The sequence below is a fragment of the Micromonospora humida genome (assembly GCF_016901255.1).
Classification (GTDB): Bacteria; Actinomycetota; Actinomycetes; order Mycobacteriales; family Micromonosporaceae; genus Micromonospora; species Micromonospora wenchangensis.
In genome coordinates this window covers 109,878-128,703 of sequence record NZ_JAFEUC010000009.1, presented here as the reverse complement: position 1 = coordinate 128,703, position 18,826 = coordinate 109,878, and the positions used below count along the sequence as shown (strand labels likewise).

At 73.2% G+C, this 18,826-nt stretch carries 14 protein-coding genes; all 14 read right to left on the bottom strand.

Annotated features, from left to right (window positions below):
• Window positions 1-43: 43 nt before the first annotated feature.
• The 14 genes from JQX11_RS19250 to JQX11_RS19185 all read right to left on the bottom strand — a co-directional run bounded on the left by JQX11_RS19250 (window position 44) and on the right by JQX11_RS19185 (window position 18,563).
• Window positions 44-2,908 (bottom strand): carbohydrate-binding protein, encoded by a 2,865-nt coding sequence (locus tag JQX11_RS19250; protein ID WP_204926342.1) that lies wholly within the window; start codon window positions 2,906-2,908, stop codon window positions 44-46.
• Window positions 2,909-3,498: 590 nt separating this feature from the next.
• Complete coding sequence (locus JQX11_RS19245; protein ID WP_204926341.1) at window positions 3,499-4,566, bottom strand: polyprenyl synthetase family protein; 1,068 nt, start codon at window positions 4,564-4,566, stop codon at window positions 3,499-3,501.
• On the bottom strand, window positions 4,563-6,011 hold the full coding sequence (locus tag JQX11_RS19240; protein ID WP_204926340.1) for an alkaline phosphatase family protein: 1,449 nt from the start codon (window positions 6,009-6,011) through the stop codon (window positions 4,563-4,565). The genes JQX11_RS19245 and JQX11_RS19240 overlap by 4 nt, the downstream gene beginning before the upstream one ends.
• A 64-nt stretch (window positions 6,012-6,075) precedes the next feature.
• Window positions 6,076-7,284 carry a metabolite traffic protein EboE gene (gene eboE, locus JQX11_RS19235; RefSeq protein ID WP_204926339.1) on the bottom strand — a complete coding sequence of 403 codons (1,209 nt, stop codon included), beginning with the start codon at window positions 7,282-7,284 and terminating at the stop codon, window positions 6,076-6,078.
• Window positions 7,284-8,138 (bottom strand): TatD family hydrolase, encoded by an 855-nt coding sequence (locus JQX11_RS19230; protein ID WP_204926338.1) that lies wholly within the window; start codon window positions 8,136-8,138, stop codon window positions 7,284-7,286. Before JQX11_RS19230 ends, eboE begins: the two co-directional genes overlap by 1 nt.
• Complete coding sequence (locus tag JQX11_RS19225; RefSeq protein ID WP_204926337.1) at window positions 8,139-8,741, bottom strand: EboA domain-containing protein; 603 nt, start codon at window positions 8,739-8,741, stop codon at window positions 8,139-8,141.
• 37 nt (window positions 8,742-8,778) lie between these two features.
• Entirely contained in the window at window positions 8,779-9,711 is a 933-nt protein-coding gene (locus JQX11_RS19220; protein ID WP_204926336.1) for a sugar phosphate isomerase/epimerase family protein, read from the bottom strand.
• Window positions 9,708-10,628 (bottom strand): SCO3242 family prenyltransferase, encoded by a 921-nt coding sequence (locus JQX11_RS19215; RefSeq protein WP_204926335.1) that lies wholly within the window; start codon window positions 10,626-10,628, stop codon window positions 9,708-9,710. The genes JQX11_RS19220 and JQX11_RS19215 overlap by 4 nt, the downstream gene beginning before the upstream one ends.
• Window positions 10,625-11,773, bottom strand: a complete 1,149-nt coding sequence (locus JQX11_RS19210; protein ID WP_204926334.1) for an inositol-3-phosphate synthase — start codon at window positions 11,771-11,773, stop codon at window positions 10,625-10,627. The genes JQX11_RS19215 and JQX11_RS19210 overlap by 4 nt, the downstream gene beginning before the upstream one ends.
• Window positions 11,774-12,232: 459 nt before the next feature.
• Complete coding sequence (locus tag JQX11_RS19205; protein WP_232378165.1) at window positions 12,233-13,441, bottom strand: Gfo/Idh/MocA family protein; 1,209 nt, start codon at window positions 13,439-13,441, stop codon at window positions 12,233-12,235.
• A gap of 20 nt (window positions 13,442-13,461) precedes the next feature.
• Window positions 13,462-14,517, bottom strand: a complete 1,056-nt coding sequence (locus JQX11_RS19200; RefSeq protein ID WP_204926333.1) for a substrate-binding domain-containing protein — start codon at window positions 14,515-14,517, stop codon at window positions 13,462-13,464.
• A gap of 128 nt (window positions 14,518-14,645) precedes the next feature.
• Window positions 14,646-15,767 carry an ABC transporter permease gene (locus JQX11_RS19195; protein WP_204926332.1) on the bottom strand — a complete coding sequence of 374 codons (1,122 nt, stop codon included), beginning with the start codon at window positions 15,765-15,767 and terminating at the stop codon, window positions 14,646-14,648.
• A gap of 31 nt (window positions 15,768-15,798) precedes the next feature.
• Window positions 15,799-17,388 carry a sugar ABC transporter ATP-binding protein gene (locus tag JQX11_RS19190; RefSeq protein ID WP_232378164.1) on the bottom strand — a complete coding sequence of 530 codons (1,590 nt, stop codon included), beginning with the start codon at window positions 17,386-17,388 and terminating at the stop codon, window positions 15,799-15,801.
• A complete protein-coding gene (locus tag JQX11_RS19185; RefSeq protein WP_204926331.1) occupies window positions 17,385-18,563 on the bottom strand; it encodes an ROK family transcriptional regulator in 1,179 nt (392 codons plus the stop codon). The genes JQX11_RS19190 and JQX11_RS19185 overlap by 4 nt, the downstream gene beginning before the upstream one ends.
• Window positions 18,564-18,826: the final 263 nt, after the last annotated feature.

Sequence of the window (18,826 nt, the reverse complement as noted above, 5' to 3'; positions counted from 1 at the left end):
CGGGGGCGCGGGACCGGACACCGCCGGTCCCGCGCCCGTCAGGTCAGGGCAGGGTCCACTTCTGGTTGGCCGCGGAGGAACTGCAGGTCCACAGGAGGACCACGGTTCCGTCGGCCGAGTTGTTGCCGGAGACGTCCAGGCACTTGCCGGAGGCGGGGTTGCGCAGCGTGCCGTCGGACTGCGCCGACCAGACCTGCGGGCTGCCACCGGTGCAGCTCCAGAGCTGGATCTTGGTGCCGTTGGCGGTGCCGCCGCCGTTGACGTCCAGGCACTTGCCCAGCGCCTTGATCGGGCCGTTCGGGGTGACCGTCCAGGTCTGCCCGGCCCCACCGTTGCAGGTGAGGATCTGTACCTGGGTGCCGTCGGCGGTGGCCGCGTTACGCACATCCAGGCACTTGCCGCCCAGCCCCTTGATCGGCCCGGTGCCGTTGGTCGGCGGCGGGACGGTGCCGGTGTTCAGGGTGAACGCGTCCAGGTCGTAGAGCAGCCCGCTGCCACCGGCGAAGGTCAGGTAGAGCGTGGTGGTGCCGGTGGGCGCACCGGACACCGTGCCGGTGACCGTGGTGAAGGTTTCCCAGCCGCCGGTGACCGGCACGCTGGCCTGCCCGAGCACGGTGCCGGTGGGCGAGCCGGCGCGGATCTGGAGGGTGCCGCCGGCACCGGCCGAGGAGACCCGCGCGGTGAACGAGGTGACGTTGCCGATCTGGTACGGGGAGAACCCGATCCACTCCCCGTTCTCGATGTTGCCGACGGTCTTGCCGCCCTCGGCCGGGGTCTTGTCGTAGAGGGTCACGCCGGACGAGGTCTTGAAGTGCTCGGCCTGCCGGTGCCGGGGCTGGAGGGTGTGCTGGGTGTGCGTGGTGAGGCCACCGGCGTCGGTGTACTCGGCGTCGAAGATGGCGAAGATGTTCGCCGCGTCGTCGTGCTCGCCGTCGACCGGGATGGTGATCGTGCCGGAGCAGCCGTCGACCGAGGAGATCTGGTGACCGTGCTGGTCGTGGCCGAGCACGTAGGTCATCTTGACCTTGGTGCAGTCGACCGTGCCGTCCTCGGGGTCGGTGACGGTGATGCTGAACGGCACCGTGTCCCCGAAGGAGAACAGCGAGCCGTCGACCGGGCCGGTGATGGTGACCGTCGGGGCGGTGTTGCCGACGTTGACCGTCACGCTGTTCGTGCCGGTCGCCCCCTGCGGGTCCCGCACGGTGAGCGTCGCGGTGTACGAACCGTCCGTGGTGTACGTCTTCGTCGGGTTGGCCGCCGTGGAGGTGGTGCCGTCGCCGAACGCCCACGAGTAGGTCAACGCGCCGCCCTCGGGGTCGGCGGAGCCGGCCGAGGAGAAGTTCACGGTCAGTGGCGCGGGACCGGAGGTCCGGTCGGCGCTCGCCCGGGCCGCCGGTGCCCGGTTGCCGACGCCGACGTAGTCGAAGCGGTACAGGGCCGAGTTGGCGTCGCCGTTGTAGTAGCCGGTGCCGTAGTCGAGCAGGTAGTACGCCCCGTCGGGGCCGAACGCGGAGTCCATCACCTGCTTGCCCACCCAGGGGAAGCTGTCGATGGTGCCGGGCGACCCGTCGGCGTTGACGTGGATCGGCTTGACCCAGCCCCGGCCGAACTCGGTGGCGAAGAACAGCCCGTCGAAGCTCTGCGGGAACTTCGTCGCCGAGGGGTTGTTCGGGTCGTACCGGTAGACCGGGCCGGCGGCCGGCGACTCGGAGCCGCCGCCGAACGCGGGCGGGCTGCCGGAGTCGCCGCCGTACTTGATCCAGGAGGGCTTGGCCGGCGGGAGGGTGGTCAGACCGGTATTGCGGAACGAGTTGTTGGTCGGCCCGCCGGTGCAGTTGAACTTCGGGCCGGTCGAGTTGGTGGCGAAGTTCCACTCGTTGTACGTCTCGGACGTGGTGTTGGTGCCGGTGCAGTACGGCCAGCCGTAGTTGCCGGGGCCGGTGACCCGGTTGAACTCGACCTGGCCGGAGGGGCCCCGGTTGGCGTTGGTGCTGCCGGCGTCCGGCCCGTAGTCGCCGACGTAGACGACGCCGGTGGCCTTGTCGACGCTGATCCGGAACGGGTTGCGGAAGCCCATCGCGTAGATCTCGGGGCGGGTCTTCGCGGTGCCCGGGGGGAACAGGTTCCCACTCGGGATCGAGTACGTCCCGTCGGCGTTCACCTTGATCCGCAGGAGCTTGCCCCGCAGGTCGTTGGTGTTGCCGGCGCTGCGCTGGGAGTCGTACGCCGGGTTGCGGTTGGTGCGCTCGTCCAGCGGCGAGTAGCCGGCGGAGTCGAACGGGTTGCTGTCGTCGCCGGTGGACAGGTAGAGGTTGCCGGCGGCGTCGAAGTCCATGTCGCTGCCGACGTGGCAGCAGATGCCCCGGTCGGTGCCGATGTCGAGGATGTCGACCTTGCTGGACATGTTGATGGTGAAGTCGGCGTTCAGGGTGAACCGGGACAGCCGGTTCACGCCCTGCCAGGCCGACCAGTTGCTGCCGGTGGCGGGCGCGTCGCCACCGGGGGTGGACAGCGGCGGCGCGTAGTAGAGGTAGATGAACCGGTTGGTGGCGAAGTTCGGGTCGACCCCGAGGCTCTGCATCCCGTCCTCGTCGTGGGTGTAGACGGGGATCGTGCCGATGGTCCGGGTGGTGCCGGCGGAGTCGGTGCGTCGCACCGTGCCGTTGCGGGCGGTGTGCAGCACGGACCGGTCCGGCAGCACGGCCAGCGACATGGGCTCGCCCATCTCGTTGACGCCCCGGGCCAGCTCGACCTGCTGGAAGTCGCTGGCGTTGATGGTGTGGGCGGCGGCCGGGGCGGTCGGGCCGGTGGTGGCGGCGACCGTGCCGGCGGTGACGGCCAGCAGCAGCGCGGCGGCGGAGGGTAGCCACCGTCGGGAACGGTGACCGGTGGGGTCCTTTATGGACATTGGAGGGCTGTCCCTTCCTGACGGATCACGGCCAGGGCGGGACGCGTGCCGCCGCGCCGGATGCCGGGGTGGTGGGGTGGAGTGGTGGGGTGTGGCAGGGCAGGCCGGGCGGCCGGGGGGTGTCCCGGTCGGCCGGTCAGCACCCTCGGCCGGGGCGCGAAGCGCCCGGCGGAAGGTCTCTCGTCGAGGGGTTACCGCGCCGCCGGTTCACCTTGACGAAACATGCCCGTGATGCCACAAACATTAATGGTGACCTATATCAATGTCCATACCCTCTGCCCACCGTTGTGGGTTTTCATCAGATGAAGCCCGCACCCCGGCCACCCTCCCCGGCCCCACGCCCGACAAAGGCGGGCCGTGCGGCACGGGAGACGACCTGCGGGTCACCGGGCGGTGACCCCACGTTCCACCCCCCGGGCGGCCGGGACCTGCCCGACCCCGGCGACGCCGGCCCGTGGCACCGGAACGGGCCGCCCGGAGGCGAATCCACATTCATCTGATGAAAGTCCGGACCGCTTCCGGTCGGAACACCACCCACCGCACCCGGTCCACGCGCCGGGGCCGCCGCAGCGGGCCGGGGCGGCGACGGCTCAGTGCTGCCGGTGCACGGCCTGGTCGGCCAGGGCGGCCAGCGCGGTGCGGGCCGGCTCCGCCAGCGGCACCTGGGCGAGCGCCACCCGGGCGGCGTCGGCCCGGACCCGGATCAACCGCTCGATCTTCTCCCGCGCCCCGGTCGCCTCGATGATCGTCCGCAGCTCGGCGGCGCCCGCCGCGTCCAGCTCGGGATTGCCGAACAGGTCCCGCAGCCGGGCGGCCTGGGCCCGGTCGGCGGCGTCGCGGGCCATCGCCATCATCACCGTCGGCTTGCCCTCCCGCAGGTCGTCCAGGATCGACTTGCCGGTCACCGCCGGATCACCGAAGACCCCCAGCACGTCGTCGCGGAGCTGGAACGCGTCACCCAGCGGGTCACCGAAGTCGACGAGCGCGGCGATCAGCTCCGCCGGGGCCCCGGCCAGCGCCGCACCGATCTGCAACGGCCGGGTCACCGTGTACCGGGCCGCCTTCATCCGGATCACGGTGAGCGCGCTGGCCACCGAGCCGTCCCCGACCCCGGAGACCAGGTCCAGGTACTCCCCCGCGATCACCTCGGTACGCATCCGGGCGAAGACCCGGTACCCCTGCCAGATCTGCGCGGAGGTCATCCCGCACTCGTGGAACATCTGGTCCGACCAGGCCGCGCAGAGGTCCCCGCAGAGCAGCGCGGTGTTGCGGCCGTACGTCTCCGGGTCGCCCCGCCACGCCGAACGGGTGTGCAGCTCGGCGAAGACCCGGTGCACCGACGGCGCGCCCCGACGGTGGTCGCTGCCGTCGAGGATGTCGTCGTGGATCAGCGCGAACGCGTGGAACAGCTCCAACGCCGCCGCCGCCACCACGATCGGGCGGTCGTCCACGCCGCCGGCCCCCCGCCAACCCCAGTAGCAGAACAACGGCCGCAGCCGCTTCCCGCCGGCCAGCACGAACCGGTGCAGGGCGGAGAAGATGCCGCGCGGGGCACCGTCCGGCCAGTCCGGGCCCTGCCGGTCGAGGAACGCCACCAGCTCGGCGTCGAAACGGGTGCGCAGCTCACTGGCGTCGGTCGGGGCGGCGGTGAGCGTCACCGCCGCTCCCCCGCGCCCGGCGGGCCGGTCGGGGCCGCCGACGCCCCGTCGGCACCGGCACCCGCTCCCAGCCCGGCCAGCTCCAGCAGCAGGGCCTTGACCTCGGTCGCGGCGAAGGTGTCCCGGGCCGGCGACGGGTCGGAGCAGAGCAGCACCGGACCGTCCGCCGGGTCGGCCGGCAACCGGCCGTGCGAACCGCGCACCGCCCGCGCCCCCGCGTCCAGACCCACCACGCTCATCAGGTAGCGCATGCCGAGCTTCTTACGGGCCAGCGCCACCCCCGCCCGCCGCTTCGCCGCACCCGGCGCGGCCGGGTCGAAGAACAGCTCCGCCGGGTCGTACCCGGGCTTGCGGTGGATCTCCACGTTCCGGGCGAAGTCCGGGGCGCGGGCGTCGTCGAGCCAGTAGTAGTAGGTGAACCAGGAGTCCGGCTCGGCCACCAGCACCAGTTCGCCGGCCCGCTCGTGGTCCAGCCCGGCCGCCGTCTTGCCCTCGGCGTCGAGCACCTCGGCCACCCCGGGCAACCCGGCGCAGAGCTTCGCCACCGCCGCCACGTCCGCCGGGTCCTTCACGTAGACGTGGGCGATCTGGTGGTCGGCGACGGCGAACGCCCGCGACGTCCACGGGTCCAGGTACTCCATGCCGTCCTGGGTGTAGACCCGCAGCAGCCCCTCGGCGCGCAGCAGCCGGTTGACGTCCACCGGGCGGGAGACGTCGGTGATGCCGTACTCGGACAGCGCCACCACCGTCGCGTCGGCGGCCCGCGCGGCGTCCAGCAGCGGGGCGAGCACCGCGTCCAGCTCCGCCGCGGCGGCGGCGGCCCGGGGCGAGGACGGCCCGAAGCGTTGCAGGTCGTAGTCGAGGTGCGGGACGTAGACCAGGGTCAGGTCGGGGGCCTGGTCGGCGAGGATGCGCTCGGCCGCCCGGCAGATCCACCGGGACGACGGCAGCCCGGCCCCCGGCCCCCAGTAGGTGAACAGCGGGAAGGTGCCCAGCGCGTCGGTGAGCGTGTCGTGCAGCTCCGGCGGGTCGGTCCAGCAGTCCGGTTCCTTGCGCCCGTCGGCGTAGTAGATCGGGCGGGGCGTGACGGTCCAGTTGACGTCCGCGCCCATCGCGTACCACCAGCAGACGTTGGCCACCGTGTAGCCGGGCTCGACCCGGCGGGCCGCCTGCCACACCTTCTCCCCGCCGACCAGCGCGTGGTGCTGCCGCCACAGCAGCACCTCACCGAGGTCGCGGAAGTACCAGCCGTTGCCGACGATGCCGTGCCCGGACGGCTGCTCACCGGTCAGCAGGGTGGCCTGCGCCGAGCAGGTCACCGCCGGCAGCACGGTACCCAGCTCGGCGGAGAAACCCTGTTCGGCGACGGCGCGCAGCCGGGGCATGTGGGCCAGCAGCCGGGGGGTCAGCCCGACCACGTCCAGCACCACCAGCCGGCGGCTCATGCCGACACCCCGCTGCGTCCGGCGCGGCGGTGGCACCTCGTCGTACCGGGTCGGTGACGCTCGCTCATCGTCGTACTCCCAGGGTCGTCGGGACGGCTCGCTCGGCCGGGGTGAGGCCGAGGGTGACCAGTTCGTCGCGGGCGAAGGCCAGCTCTGCGGCGATGCCCACGGCCAGCTCCGCGTCGGTGCGTGGCCGCCGCGCCGCCGGCAGCACCCCCCACGTGTACGTCTCGACGTCCAGGTGGTCGCAGCCGGCGGTGGGGCCGGCGAGCAGCGCGGCCAACGCGGCGCGCAGCACCGGCACGGTGGAGGTCAGCGGCGGCTCGGGCGGGGCGTGCAGCGGCACGTGGTAGTGCACCCGCCACGCCCCGGGCAGCCGCGCGGTCAGCGCCGCGTCCAGGTCGTCGGCCGCGTACGCCGGATCGGCCGGATCGGCGGCATGGGCGCAGCCGGCGGTGCGGGTCTGGTGCAGGAACCTCGGCTCCACCCAGCGGCCCAGCGCCTCGGCGTCGGCGACCGGGTCGGCCGACTCCAGCGCGGCGGACACCTGCACCTTGACCACCGGCAGCCCGGCGGCGCGCAGCCGGGCCAGCGCCGCGACGGGTTCCTCCCAGGCGCAGGCGAGGTGGGCCAGGTCGAGACAGATCCCGAGCCGGTCCGGGTCCAGGCCGCCCAGCAGGGCGGCGGCCTGCCCGCTGCTCTCCACCACGCAGCCCGGTTCCGGTTCGAAGGCCACCCGCACCACCCGGCCGGTGTCCCGCTCCACCTCGGCCAGGCCGGCGGTAAGCGCGTCGAGCCGGCGACGGGCGGTGTCGGCGTGGGCCGCGTCCCAGGGCTCCCGCCAGGCCAGCGGCAGGGTGGAGATGGAGCCCCGGGCCGCGTCGTCGGGGAGCAGGTCGGCCAGGATCCGGGCCAGGTCGAGGGTGTAGCGCAGCCGCTGCCCGGTGGTCCAGTCCGGGTGGTACACCGCGCCCTTGACCACCGGGGCCTGGAAGGCCGCGTACGGGAAGCCGTTGAGGGTGACCACCTCCAGCCCCCGGTGGGTCAGTTCGGCGCGCAGCCGGCGGCGGGCGGCCGGGTCGGCGGCCAGCTCGGCGGCGACCGGGGCGGCCAGCCACAGCCCCAGGCCGAGCAGGTCGGAGCCGAGCGCCTCCCGCACCGGCAGGGCGTACGTGTCGAGCTGGGCGAGGATGCCGGCGGCGTCCTCGGCGGGGTGCACGTTGGTGCAGTAGCCGAGGTGGACGGTGCTGCCGTCGGCGTGCCGCAGCCGCATCAGTCGCCGCCGCGCAGGATGGAGTTGCCCTCGAAGGTGCCGCTGGTCGGGGTGTCCAGGTCGGTCAGGTCGAGCCGGCCGGACTGCCCGTAGAACTCCACCGGGTTGCGCCAGAGCACCAGGTCGACGTCGTCGTCGGTGAACCCGGCGGCCAGCATCGCCTCGCCGGTGGCCCGGGTGAGCAGCGGGTCGGACCGGCCCCAGTCGGCGGCCGAGTTGACCAGCATCCGCTCGGTGCCGTACGTGCGCAGCAGCTCCACCATCCGCGGTGGCGACATCTTGGTGTCGGGGTAGATGGAGAAGCCCAGCCAGCAGCCGCTGTCCCGGGCCAGTTTCACGGTCACCTCGTTGAGGTGGTCCAGCGCCACCCGGCCCGGCGCGATGCCGCTCTCGGCGACCACCGCCAGGCTGCGTTCGACGCCGCGCGCCTTGTCCCGGTGCGGGGTGTGCACCAGGGCCGGCAGGTCGTGGTCGACGGCCAGCGCGAGCTGGGTGGCGAACGCCTCGTCCTCGGCCGGGGTCATGTCGTCGTAGCCGATCTCGCCGACCGCCACCACGGCGTCCTTCTCCAGGTAGCGGGGCAGCAGGTCGAGCACCGGACGGCAGCGGGGGTCGTTGGCCTCCTTCGGGTTCAGCGCCACGGTGGCGTGGTGCCGGACCCCGAACTGGCCGGCCCGGAACGGTTCCCAGCCGATCAGCGAGTCGAAGTAGTCGGCGAAGGAGGCGGCGCTGGTGCGCGGCTGCCCCAGCCAGAAGGCCGGCTCGACCACGGCGCGGACCCCGGCGGCGGCCATCCGCTCGTAGTCGTCGGTGGTCCGCGACGTCATGTGGATGTGGGGGTCGAAGATGCGCATTCACGCCTCCCTGATGGTGAGCCGGTCGAGCAGTGCGGTGGCGTCGGCGGGGAGCTGCCGACCGGCGGCGTGCCGTTCCGCGGCGAGCGCGGCGAGCATGGTGGCCAGTTCCCCGTCGGCCCGGTCGTCCAGGTCGGCGACGACGGCCAGCGGCACCCCGATGAAGACGCACTTGAGCACCGCCTGCCGCCAGGCGTCGGCGGTCAGGTGCCGGGCGTACGGGCCGAGGGCCGCGGCGACCAGCCGGGTGTCGTTGGTGCGGATCGCGTCGTGCAGCAGCGGCACCCCGGCGTCGCCGATCGGCAGCAGCGGCAGGGCCTTGAGCACGGCCCGCTTCTCGGCGGCGTCGCCGTACCGGTAGACCTGCTCGACCTGCCCGGCGGCCCGGCCGGCGGGCAGGGCGGCCAGCAGCAGCGCGCGGGCCGCCTCGTCGGCGCTCCAGCCGGGTGCGTCGGGCAGCTCGTGCCGGCCGCACCGGCGGGCGGCCGCCGGGAAGTACCGCGCGACCGTGTCGGGCTCGGCCGCGACGTGCCGCAGCGCGGTGTCCAGCCAGTCGGGACCGGGTGCGCCCCCGAGCGCGGCCCGCAGTCGATCCGGTGTCATCCGTCTTCCCTCCCCAGGTGCGTACGGTCGGCGGTGGTCAGGCCGCCCCGGTGGTGCCGGCGGGCACGGGTGGTGCGCCCACCGCGAGACCGGCCTGCCGGGCGGCGGTACGCAGGAAGTCCAGCGACCGGGCGGCCACGGTGGGCGCGGCGTGCGAGTGCCGGGGTAGCTCCACGGCGACGAGTCCCCGGTAGCCGCCGTCGGCCAGGGCACGCAGCACCGGCGGGAAGTCGATCTCGCCGGTGCCGAACTCCAGGTGTTCGTGCACGCCCCGGCGCATGTCGTCGATCTGCACGTTGACCAGGTGGCCGGCCACCTGGCGGACGCAGTCCGGCACGGTCGCCGACTCCAGGCAGCGGCAGTGTCCGATGTCGAGGGTGATGCCGAAGCACGCCGGCTCGCCGAGGGCCCGGTGCAGCCACCGCCAGCCGGCGATGTCCTCGACCAGCATCCCCGGCTCCGGCTCGAAGCCCAGGGTCACCCCGGCCCGGTCGGCGGCGGCCACCACCGTGGCGCAGCCGGCGACCAGCCGGTCCCGGGCCACCTCCACCGGGACGTGGCCGGGCCGGACCCCGGCCCAGAACGAGACCGCCTCCGCGCCGAGGTCCGCGCCGACCCGCACCGCCCGTTCCAGGAAGTCGATCCGGCCGGCCGCCTCGTCGTGCAGCAGCGTCGGGGCGTGCTTGCGCCACGGGTCGAGCAGGTAGCGGGCGCCGGTCTCGACCACCACGCCGAGGCCCAGCGCGGCCAGCCGGTGCGCCACCGCGTCGACCCGACGGGCCAGCCCCGGCGCGTACGGGTCGAGGTGGTCGTGGTCGAGGGTGAGCGCGACCCCCTCGTAGCCGAGGTCGGCCAGCACCGTCAGGGCGTCGTCGAGCCGGTGGTTGGCGAACCCGTTGGTGCCGTAACCGAACCGCAGCCGCTCGACGGCCGGGGGGTCGGCGGGGGTGGTGGGCGGTGGGGTGGTCATGTCGGGGAGAGCTTCCGGGCCAACCGGCCGCCCAGCGGCGCGGCGAGCGCGACCAGCGCGCCGACCAGCCCGGCACCGGCCCGCGCGGTGAGCGCGCCCTGCAACGAGGGCAGCCCGGTGATGCCGGCCCCGACGGCGGCCCGGACCCGGCCGGCGGTGGGGTCGGCGGCGACCCGGGCCTGCGCGCCGCCGTACCGGGCGACGTACCAGCCGGCCAGGCCGACCGGCAACGCGGCGGCGACCATCCCGGCCCGGGGGCCCGGGGACCGCACGGCGGCCAGGGGACGCGGGGACGGCGCGGCGGCGGTGCGGCGGGGCAGGGTGGTGGCGGCCAGCGCGACCAGGGCGGTGCCGGCGAGGGTACGCCGGGGCAGCGCCGCGTCGGCGCCGCTGACCTCGCGTCGGGACAGGGCGGTGACCGTCCAGGTGTGCGCGGCGACGGTGAGCGCCGCCGGCAGCGCCCGCACCGGCCGGCCGGGGGACGCGCCGAGCAGCACGTCCAGCCCCCGGCAGGCGGCCATCACGGCGGGACCGGCGGCGGTGTTCTTCGCCGCGAGGTCGTACCCCCAGATGGTGGCGGCGAGTGGGAGCGCGACGGCGGCGGCGCGGCGACCGCCCACGGCGGCGGCCAGGCCCAGGCCGGCGGCGGTGAGCCCGGCGGCGACCCCGGCGGCGGCGGCCGGGGTGATCCGGCCGCTCGGGATGGGCCGTTCCGGGCGTTCCTCGGCGTCCAGCCCCCGGTCGGCCCAGTCGTTGGCGGCCATCCCGGCCCAGTAGAGCAGCACCGACGCGCCGGCCAGCCCGGCGGTACGCGGGCCGAGCACCCCGGCCGCCGCCGCCCCGGCCACCAGGTCCCCCGGTACGGACAGCGCGGCCGGTGCCCGGACCAGCTCGGCCAGGTCGGCCAGGCTGGTCACCCGGCACCGCCGGCGTGCAGCTCCCGGGCGAAGTCGACGAGCCGCTGCCACTGGGTGCTCAGCGAGTGGGTGGGCGAGTCGATCGGGTCCTTGAAGAAGAACGCCAGCTCGGGCAGGGGTCCGACCCGGCCGGCGGCGTGCGCGGCGGCGGTGAGCCGGGCCAGGTCGAGCACCAGCGGGGCGGCCAGCGCGGAGTCGCAGCCGTGCCAGGTGAACTCCATCCGCATCCCGGTGCCGAGGAACCCGGCGAAGGTGATCAGATCCCAGGCGGTCTTGAAGTCGCCGAGGTCCTCGACGTAGTCGATCCGGGTGCCGCCCTGCGGCACGTAGCCGAGGGTCTCGCCGAGGACCCGCTGCTTGCTGTCCACCTTGGCGGCGTTGGCGCCCGGCTCGGCCAGGGTCGCCCCGTCGCCGCCGCCGAGCAGGTTGACCCCGGACCAGGAGCGCACCGCGAGGTTCCGCATCGCGAACATCGGGGCGAGCACCGACTTGACCAGGGTCTCGCCGGTCTTGCCGTCGTGCCCGGCGTACGGCAGGCCGCGCTGGGCGGCCAGCGCCGCGAGCGCCGGCAGGCGCAGCCCGGTGGAGGGGGTGAAGTCGACGTACGGGCAGCCCGCCTCGACGGCCGCGTACGCGTAGAGCGAGCTGGGCGGCAGCACCTCGTCGGTGCCGGCGAGGGCGGCCCGCAGGGCGTCCGGGTCGGCGTGGCCGGGGTGCGTGGCGGGGGCGGGTTCGGTGGCGGAGACGTTGACCACCACCACCCGGTCCAGCCGGTGCCGGTCGCGGAACGCGGTCAGCTCGGCGGCCACGGCGGCGGCCCGGTCGGCCTGGCTGCCGGCGGTGGGCGCGGGCCGCAGGTCCTCCTCGACGGCGGCCAGGTCGGCGGTGAGCGCGGTGGCCAGCCGGCCGGGCAGCACCCCGGCGGCGGCGAGCGCCTCGGCCCGCTTGGTCAGCGGGGTGGTGGCCACGTCGTGACCGCCGAAGACCAGGTCGGCGAAGGTGGGCAGGGCGGGCCCGCGCAGGTCGGGCAGTTCGGTGACGCAGCCGGTGGGGCCGGTGAGACCGGCACGCAGGGCGAGGCCCCCGACGATGGCGGTGGTCGCGACGGAACCGCGCGCTCCCACCAGCCAGACACCCGTTCTCATGGTGCTCCTTCCGTCGGGTGGAAACATCGCGTCGGTCGAGTCGTACGGGTGGGGCGCGGGGTGGCCCCGCCCGCCCGTCGTGCGGGATGGCACCGGGCGCGGCGACGATGTCGGCGGCATCGTCACCGCATCCGGTTCCCGTACGGCGTGCGGACGGGGCTGGCAGGCAGGGCCGGTTCGGCGTCTCGGCCCTGCCTCCCCGCATCCGGCCGACGGCGGCGGCGCGCCTCCGGCCGGACGACTGTGGTTGGTGATCCGGTTTATCGAATCACGTTCATCAATGTTCTAACAGGCGGCCCTCCGGTGCGACCGGGGAATCCCGGTCCGGCCGCACCGGACGGCCGACGTGCGCGTGCCCCGGGCCGACTGCCCGGCGCACGCCCTCCGACACCGACCCCGGCCCGGCCGCGGGGCGCAACCGCGGCCGGTCCCTCGCCGGTCGGCGGCGGAGGTGGCTGGTCAGACGGCGAGCGCGGCCAGGGCCGGCTCGACGTCGGTCCACTGGGAACCGAGTTCCGCCGAGCGGGTCACCGCATCCAGCACGAGCTGGACCTGCAACGCGTCGGCGAACGACGGGGTCGGGTCGACGCCGGTGGCGACCGCCTCGACGAAGTCGCGCATCTCGTGCGTGAAGGAGTGCTCGTAGCCGATGATGTGACCCGGCGGCCACCAGGCCGCCATGTACGGGTGCTCGGCCTCGGTGACCAGGATGCGGGCGAACCCCTGCTCGGCCGTCGGCCGGGTGGCGTCGTAGAACTCCAGTTCGTTGAGGCGTTCCAGGTCGAACACCACCGAACCGAGCGAACCGTTGATCTCCACCCGGAGGGCGTTCTTGCGGCCGGTGGCGAACCGGGTCGCCTCGTACGTGGCCAGTGCCCCGTCGTCCAGCCGGGCCACGAAGATCGCAGCGTCGTCGACGGTGACCGTGCCGGTCGCCGTGGCGGTGCCGTCGACCTCGGCGGCCAAACCGCTCGACGCGCCCGGCAGCGGACGCTCCTTGACGAACGTCTCGGTCACCGCGCTGACCCCGGTGATCCGCTGCCCGGTCACGAACTGGGTCAGGTCGATGATGTGCGCCCCGATGTCACCGAGGGCACCGGAGCCCGCCTTGTCCTTCTCCAGCCTCCAGACCAGGGGGAACTGCGGATCGACGATCCAGTCCTGCAGGTACGTCGCCCGGACGTGCCGGATCGTCCCCAGCCGTCCTTCGGCGACGAGCTGTCGCATCAGGGCGACGGCGGGCACCCGGCGGTAGTTGAACCCGCACATGGACCGGACCCCGGCGGCTGCCGCGGTGGTCGCGGCGGCGGTCATCGCCCGCGCCTCGTCCACCGTGTTGGCCAGCGGTTTCTCGCAGATCACGTGCTTGCCGGCGGCGAGCGCGGCGAGGGCGATCTCGGCGTGGCTGTCACCTGGTGTGCAGATGTCGACCACGTCGATGTCGTCCGAGGTGACCAGGGCACGCCAGTCGGTGGTGTGCGCGTCCCAGCCCAGCCGGTCGGCTGCCTCGGCGACCTTCGCGGCGTCCCGGCCGCAGATCTTCGCCATCCGGACCCGGGCGGGCAGGTCGTACACCCGGTTCACGGTGCGCCACGCCTGTGAGTGCGCGGCGCCCATGAACGAATACCCGATCATCCCGATCCGGAGTTCGCTGTCGTGAGTGGACAAGGTGGGTCTCCCCCCGTGTATCAGAACCCGAGCTTGAGGTAGTTGCTCGCGTTCTCCTTGGTGATCGTCTCCGAGGCGAGCACGATCTCCTTGGGCACCTGGAGTTCCACCAGGTCGGACATGCCCTTGCCCTGGGCGATGAGACGCGCCAGGGAGATGGCCGAGGAGGCCATCGACGGGCTGTAGGTCACGGTCGCCTTGAGCACCGTGTTGTCGGCCTGGATGTCCTCCATGGCCTTCTTCGAGCCGGCGCCGCCGACCATGAAGAACTCCTTGCGGTTGGCCTGGTTGACCGCGGCCAGCACACCGATGCCCTGGTCGTCGTCGTGGTTCCAGACCGCGTCGATCTTCGGCAGGGCCTGGAACAGCCCGGTGGCCGCCTGCTGGCCGGAGTCGGCGGTGAACTCCGCCGGCCGCCGGTTGGCCACCTTGAACCCGGCCGTGGCCAGGGTGTCGGCGAAGCCCTTGGACCGCTGCTGGGTCAGCTCCAGCGAGTCGATGCCGGGGATCTCACCGATGATCGGGTTGCTGACGCCCTTGGCCTTGAGCTGCTCCACGATGAAGTTCGCGGCGGCCACGCCCATGCCGTAGTTGTCGCCCATGATCTGCAGCCGGTAGGCCAGCGCGTCGGGGAACGCCCGGTCCAGGTTGACCACCGGGATGCCGGCCTTCATCGACTCCAGGCCGAACGCGTTGAGCTCCTTGCCGTCGTGCGGCAGCACCACGATGACGTCCGGCTTCTGGGCGACCAGGGTGGACAGCGCCGCCCGCTGGGCCGCCGCGTCCGCGCCGGCCTCGACGGTCTTGAAGTCCACGTCCGAGTACGCCCCGGCCTGCGCCTTGGCGTTGTTGGTGATGGCGGCGATCCAGCCGTGGTCGGCGGCGGGGGCGGAGAAGCCGATGGTGACCTTCTTGCCGGGGGCGCTGTTGCCGCCCTCGGCGTTGTCGGCCGCCTTGGTCTGCGCCGCGGTCGGTGTGGACTCGTTGCTGGTGCAACCGGCGAGGAGCACACCGGCGCCGACCGCCGCGCCGCCGAAGAGCAACCGGCGACGGGACAGGTCACGGGGCTGGGTCATGACGACCTCCAGGAAATGACGGATGGTGGGGGTGAAAAAGGTTGTGCTGATCCCGGCCACCGTCGGTGGCCGCCGGAATGCGGTGATGCGGAGGGTCGGGACGCGCCCGGTGGGGCGACGCGTCCGGGTCAGGCGGGGGTGGTCAGCTTGTTGCGGCTGAGGAACTGGGTGACGCTGCGGAACTGCACCTGCTGGATCAGGACGGCGCCGACGATGATGCCGCCCTTGACCATGTTCTGGGCCTCGGTGGACAGGCCGTTGATGGCGAAGAGGTTCGTGATGGTGGAGAAGATCAGCACGCCGAGCAGGGAGCCGATGATGGTGCCCCGGCCACCGCTGAGCAGCGTGCCGCCGATGATGGCTGCGGCGATCGCGTCCAGCTCGTACAGGTTGGCCATGGCCGCCTGGGCGGAGTTGGCCTGCGCGGTCAGCATGATCGCGGCGATGCCGCAGCACAGGCCGGACAGCGCGTAGAGCAGCAGGGTGTGCCGCCGGACGTTGATCCCGGCGAGCCGGGCCGCCTCCGGGTTGCCACCGACGGCGACCGTACGCCGGCCGAAGGTGGTGCGGTTGAGCAGCACCCACCCGGCGGCGACCACGGCGGCGAGGATGTAGACCAGCAGCGGGATGCCCAGCAGGTCGGTGCTGGCGATGCCGTTGATGAAGGAGTTGTTCGACACCTGGGTCTGCTTGCCGGAGATCTGGGCGGCCAGACCCCGGGCGGCGACCATCATGGCCAGCGTGGCGATGAACGCCACCAGCCGACCGTAGGAGATGAGGATCCCGTTGACCAGGCCGACCGCCGCACCGACCACGATCGCCGTGAAGATCATGCCGCCCGCGCCGTAGCTCTGGGTGGCGACCGTGGTCGACCACACCCCGGCGAGGGCGACGATCGCGCCGACCGACAGGTCGATGCCACCGCCGATGATCACGAAGGTCATCCCGACGGTGACCACCCCGACCACCGAGGCGAGCTTGAGGATGGTCAGCGTGTTGCCCCACACCCAGTCCGGGTTGGAGTAGAGATCCCAGCGGGTCGCGGCGCCGATCACGACCAGCACCACCAGCACGCCGATCAGGCCGAGGTTACGCTTCGCGCCCTCACCCCCGTCGCCCTGCCAGAAGGACAACCCGCCCGTCCGGGGCTTCTCCTTGAGCGACGCCGTCACCGCCGGGTCTACCGGCGGGGACTGCGCCGGCAGGTCCGCCGGCCGGTCCGGTGTCGCGGTCCCGGTCGACTCACTCATGCCGTCACCTCGTTATGTCCACTGCGCTCGCTCATGCCGGCGCGCCTTCCATCAGAGACCCCGCCATGACGAGGTCGAGCACGGTGTTCTCGTCCAGTTCGCCGGCGGGCGCCTCGCGCACCATCCGGCCCTCCCGCATCACCAGCACCCGATCGGCCAGGCCGAGCACCTCGGGGACCTCGCTGGAGACCAGCAGCACGCCGACCCCCTGGGCGGCCAGGCCGCGGATCACCCGGTACAGCTCGGCACGGGCCCCCACGTCCACCCCCCGGGTCGGCTCGTCGAGCAGCAGCAACCGGGTGTCGCCGAGCAGCCAGCGCCCGACCACCACCTTCTGCTGGTTGCCGCCGGAGAGGGTGCGTACCGCCCGGCGCACGTCGTTGGGCCGGAGCTGGAGGTCGTCGGCGATCCGCTCCGCCTCGGCCCGCTCCCGCCCGGCATTGGTGAAGCCGAGGCGGGCGTACCGGGTGAAGGTCGCCAGGGTGACGTTGCGGTGGATCGGCTCGCCGAGCAGCAACGCCTGACTCTTGCGTTCCTCGGGGGCCATGCCCATGCCGGCCCGGACGGCCGCGCCGACGCTGCCCGGCCGCAGGGTCCGACCGCCCATCCGGATGGTGCCGGACTCGGCGCGTCGGGCACCGTAGATCGTCTCCAGCAGTTCCGAGCGGCCGGAGCCGACCAGCCCGGCGATGCCGACGATCTCGCCGGGACGAACGCTGAGCGAGACGTCGGCGAACTCGCCGGTCCGGCTCAGCCGCTCGACCCGCAGCAGCTCGTCGCCGGTGGCCGGCGCGGTCGGGCGGTCCGGGAAGACGTACTCGATGGTCCGGCCGGTCATCCGGGCGACCAGGTCGCGGGTCGGGGTGTCGCGGGCCGGCAGGTTCGCCGCCGTGGTCCGACCGTCCTTGAGTACGGTGACCCGGTCGCCGATCTCGCGGATCTCCTCCATCCGGTGCGAGATGTAGATGACCGCGATGCCCTGGGCGGTGAGTTCCCGGATGATCCGGAAGAGGTTGTCCACCTCGTCGTGCGCCAGCACCGCGCTCGGCTCGTCCATGATGATCAGTCGGGCCTCATGGGACAGTGCGCGGGCCATGCTGACCACCTGCTTGCCGGCCGCCGGCAGCGCCCGCACCATCCGGCCGGGCGGAATCTCGCCGTGGCCGAGCCGGCTCAGGATCTCCCGGGTACGCCGGGCCATCAGCCCACGCCTGACGAACCCGGCAACCTTCGGCTCGTGGCCGAGGAAGGCGTTCTCGGCGACCGACAGGTCCTCGACCAGGTCGAGTTCCTGGTAGATGGTGGCGATGCCGGCGCGCATGGCGGCCTGCGGGTTGGCGAAGTGCGCCGGCTCGCCGCGCCACTGCACCTGGCCGGAGTCGGGGCGGTGCACCCCGGCGAGCACCTTGATCAGGGTGGACTTGCCGGCGCCGTTCTGGCCGAGCAGGCAGTGCACCTCACCGGCCCGCACCTCCAGCTGCACGCCGTCGAGGGCGCGTACGCCGGGGAAGGTCTTGACCACGTCGGTCAGCCGGAGCACCACCTCGCCGGCGACGGTGTCGGCGGGCGCCTCGACCAGCGGGGCCTTGTCCCCGGCGGCGGAGGTCGGTTGCTTGCTCATGATGCCTCCCCGAAGGCGACGTCGCTGGCGAGGACGGCCGCGCCGGCCACTCCGGCGCGCGGTCCCAGCTCGGACAGGACGACCGGCAGGTTGCCGGTGGCCAGCGGCAGCGAACGGCGGTAGACCACGCTGCGGATCTCGGCGAGCAGGATGTGCCCGAGGTGGGCCAGCCCGCCACCGATGACGATCATCGACGGGTTGGTGAAGCTGACCAGGCCGGCGAGCACCTGCCCGACCCGGCGGCCCCCGTCGCGGATGAGCTGGATACACGTGACGTCGCCCTCGACCGCGGCCTCGGCGACGTCGCGGGCGGAGACCGCACCCCGGGCGGCGAGCCGCTCGGCCAGCGCCGGCGAGGTGCCGGTACGCGCCGCGATGGAGGCTTCCCGGGCCAGCGCCGCCCCGCTGAACACGGCCTCCAGGCAACCGGCGTTTCCGCAGGTACAGGCCGGTCCACCGGCCTCGGCCTGGATGTGCCCGATGTCGCCGGCGCAGCCGTCGGTGCCCCGGTAGACCTCGCCGCTGAGGTAGATCCCGCACCCTATCCCGGTGCCGATCTTGACGAAGAGGAAGTCGTCGACCGAGTGGGCCACCCCGCCGTGCCGCTCGCCGATCGCCATGATGTTCACGTCGTTGTCGACCACCGCCGGGCATCCGTGCTCGCGGCTGATCAACTCGCGTACCGGGTAGCGGTCCCAGCCCGGCATGATCGGCGGCGAGACCGGCACACCGTCGCGGAAGCTGACCGGGCCGGGCAGGCCGATGCCGACGCCGTTGAGCCGCTCGTACGCCCCGTCCACCCGGGCCTTGTGCAGCAGGTCGTTGACCCGGTGCAGGATGGCCTTCGGGCCGGAGCGGATGTCGGCCGGCTCGGCGTACGCGGCGACCGGTTCGAGCCGCCCGTTGACCACCTCGACGTCGATCGAACTGGCGCCCATGTCGATGCCGGCGAACCGCAGGTGGGGGTTCAGCTCGACCAGGGTGGACCGGCGGCCGCCCCGGGAGGCGGCCAGTCCGGCCTCGGCCACCAGGCCCAGGCCGACCAGCCGTTCCAACTCGGCGAGGAGCCGGGGCCGGGGCATCTGCAACCGGTCGCCCAGCTCGGCCCGGGACGCTGGCCCCTCGTCACGGAGCAGCCGTAACAGCTGCACGTGCAGGGGATCTGCCGTCCGCACGGGACTCACCTCCGCCTCAGGGTTCACATTGACGTCACGCCGTTGTGTTGTGGTCGACACAGTAGGAGACTTCCGTGGCACGTGTCCATAGCTTCGGTCGCTCCTCCGACAACTTTTGTCCGAACGAACAAAAGCTACTAGTGGATCAAGAAAAGGTTGACAGACCGAGAAATCTCCGCAACGACCTGCTACCGAGGCCGGGTGGCTGCCGCCCGGCGGGCCCGGAACGGGCGGAGGAAGCATTACCCGATCGCCCCCGGACA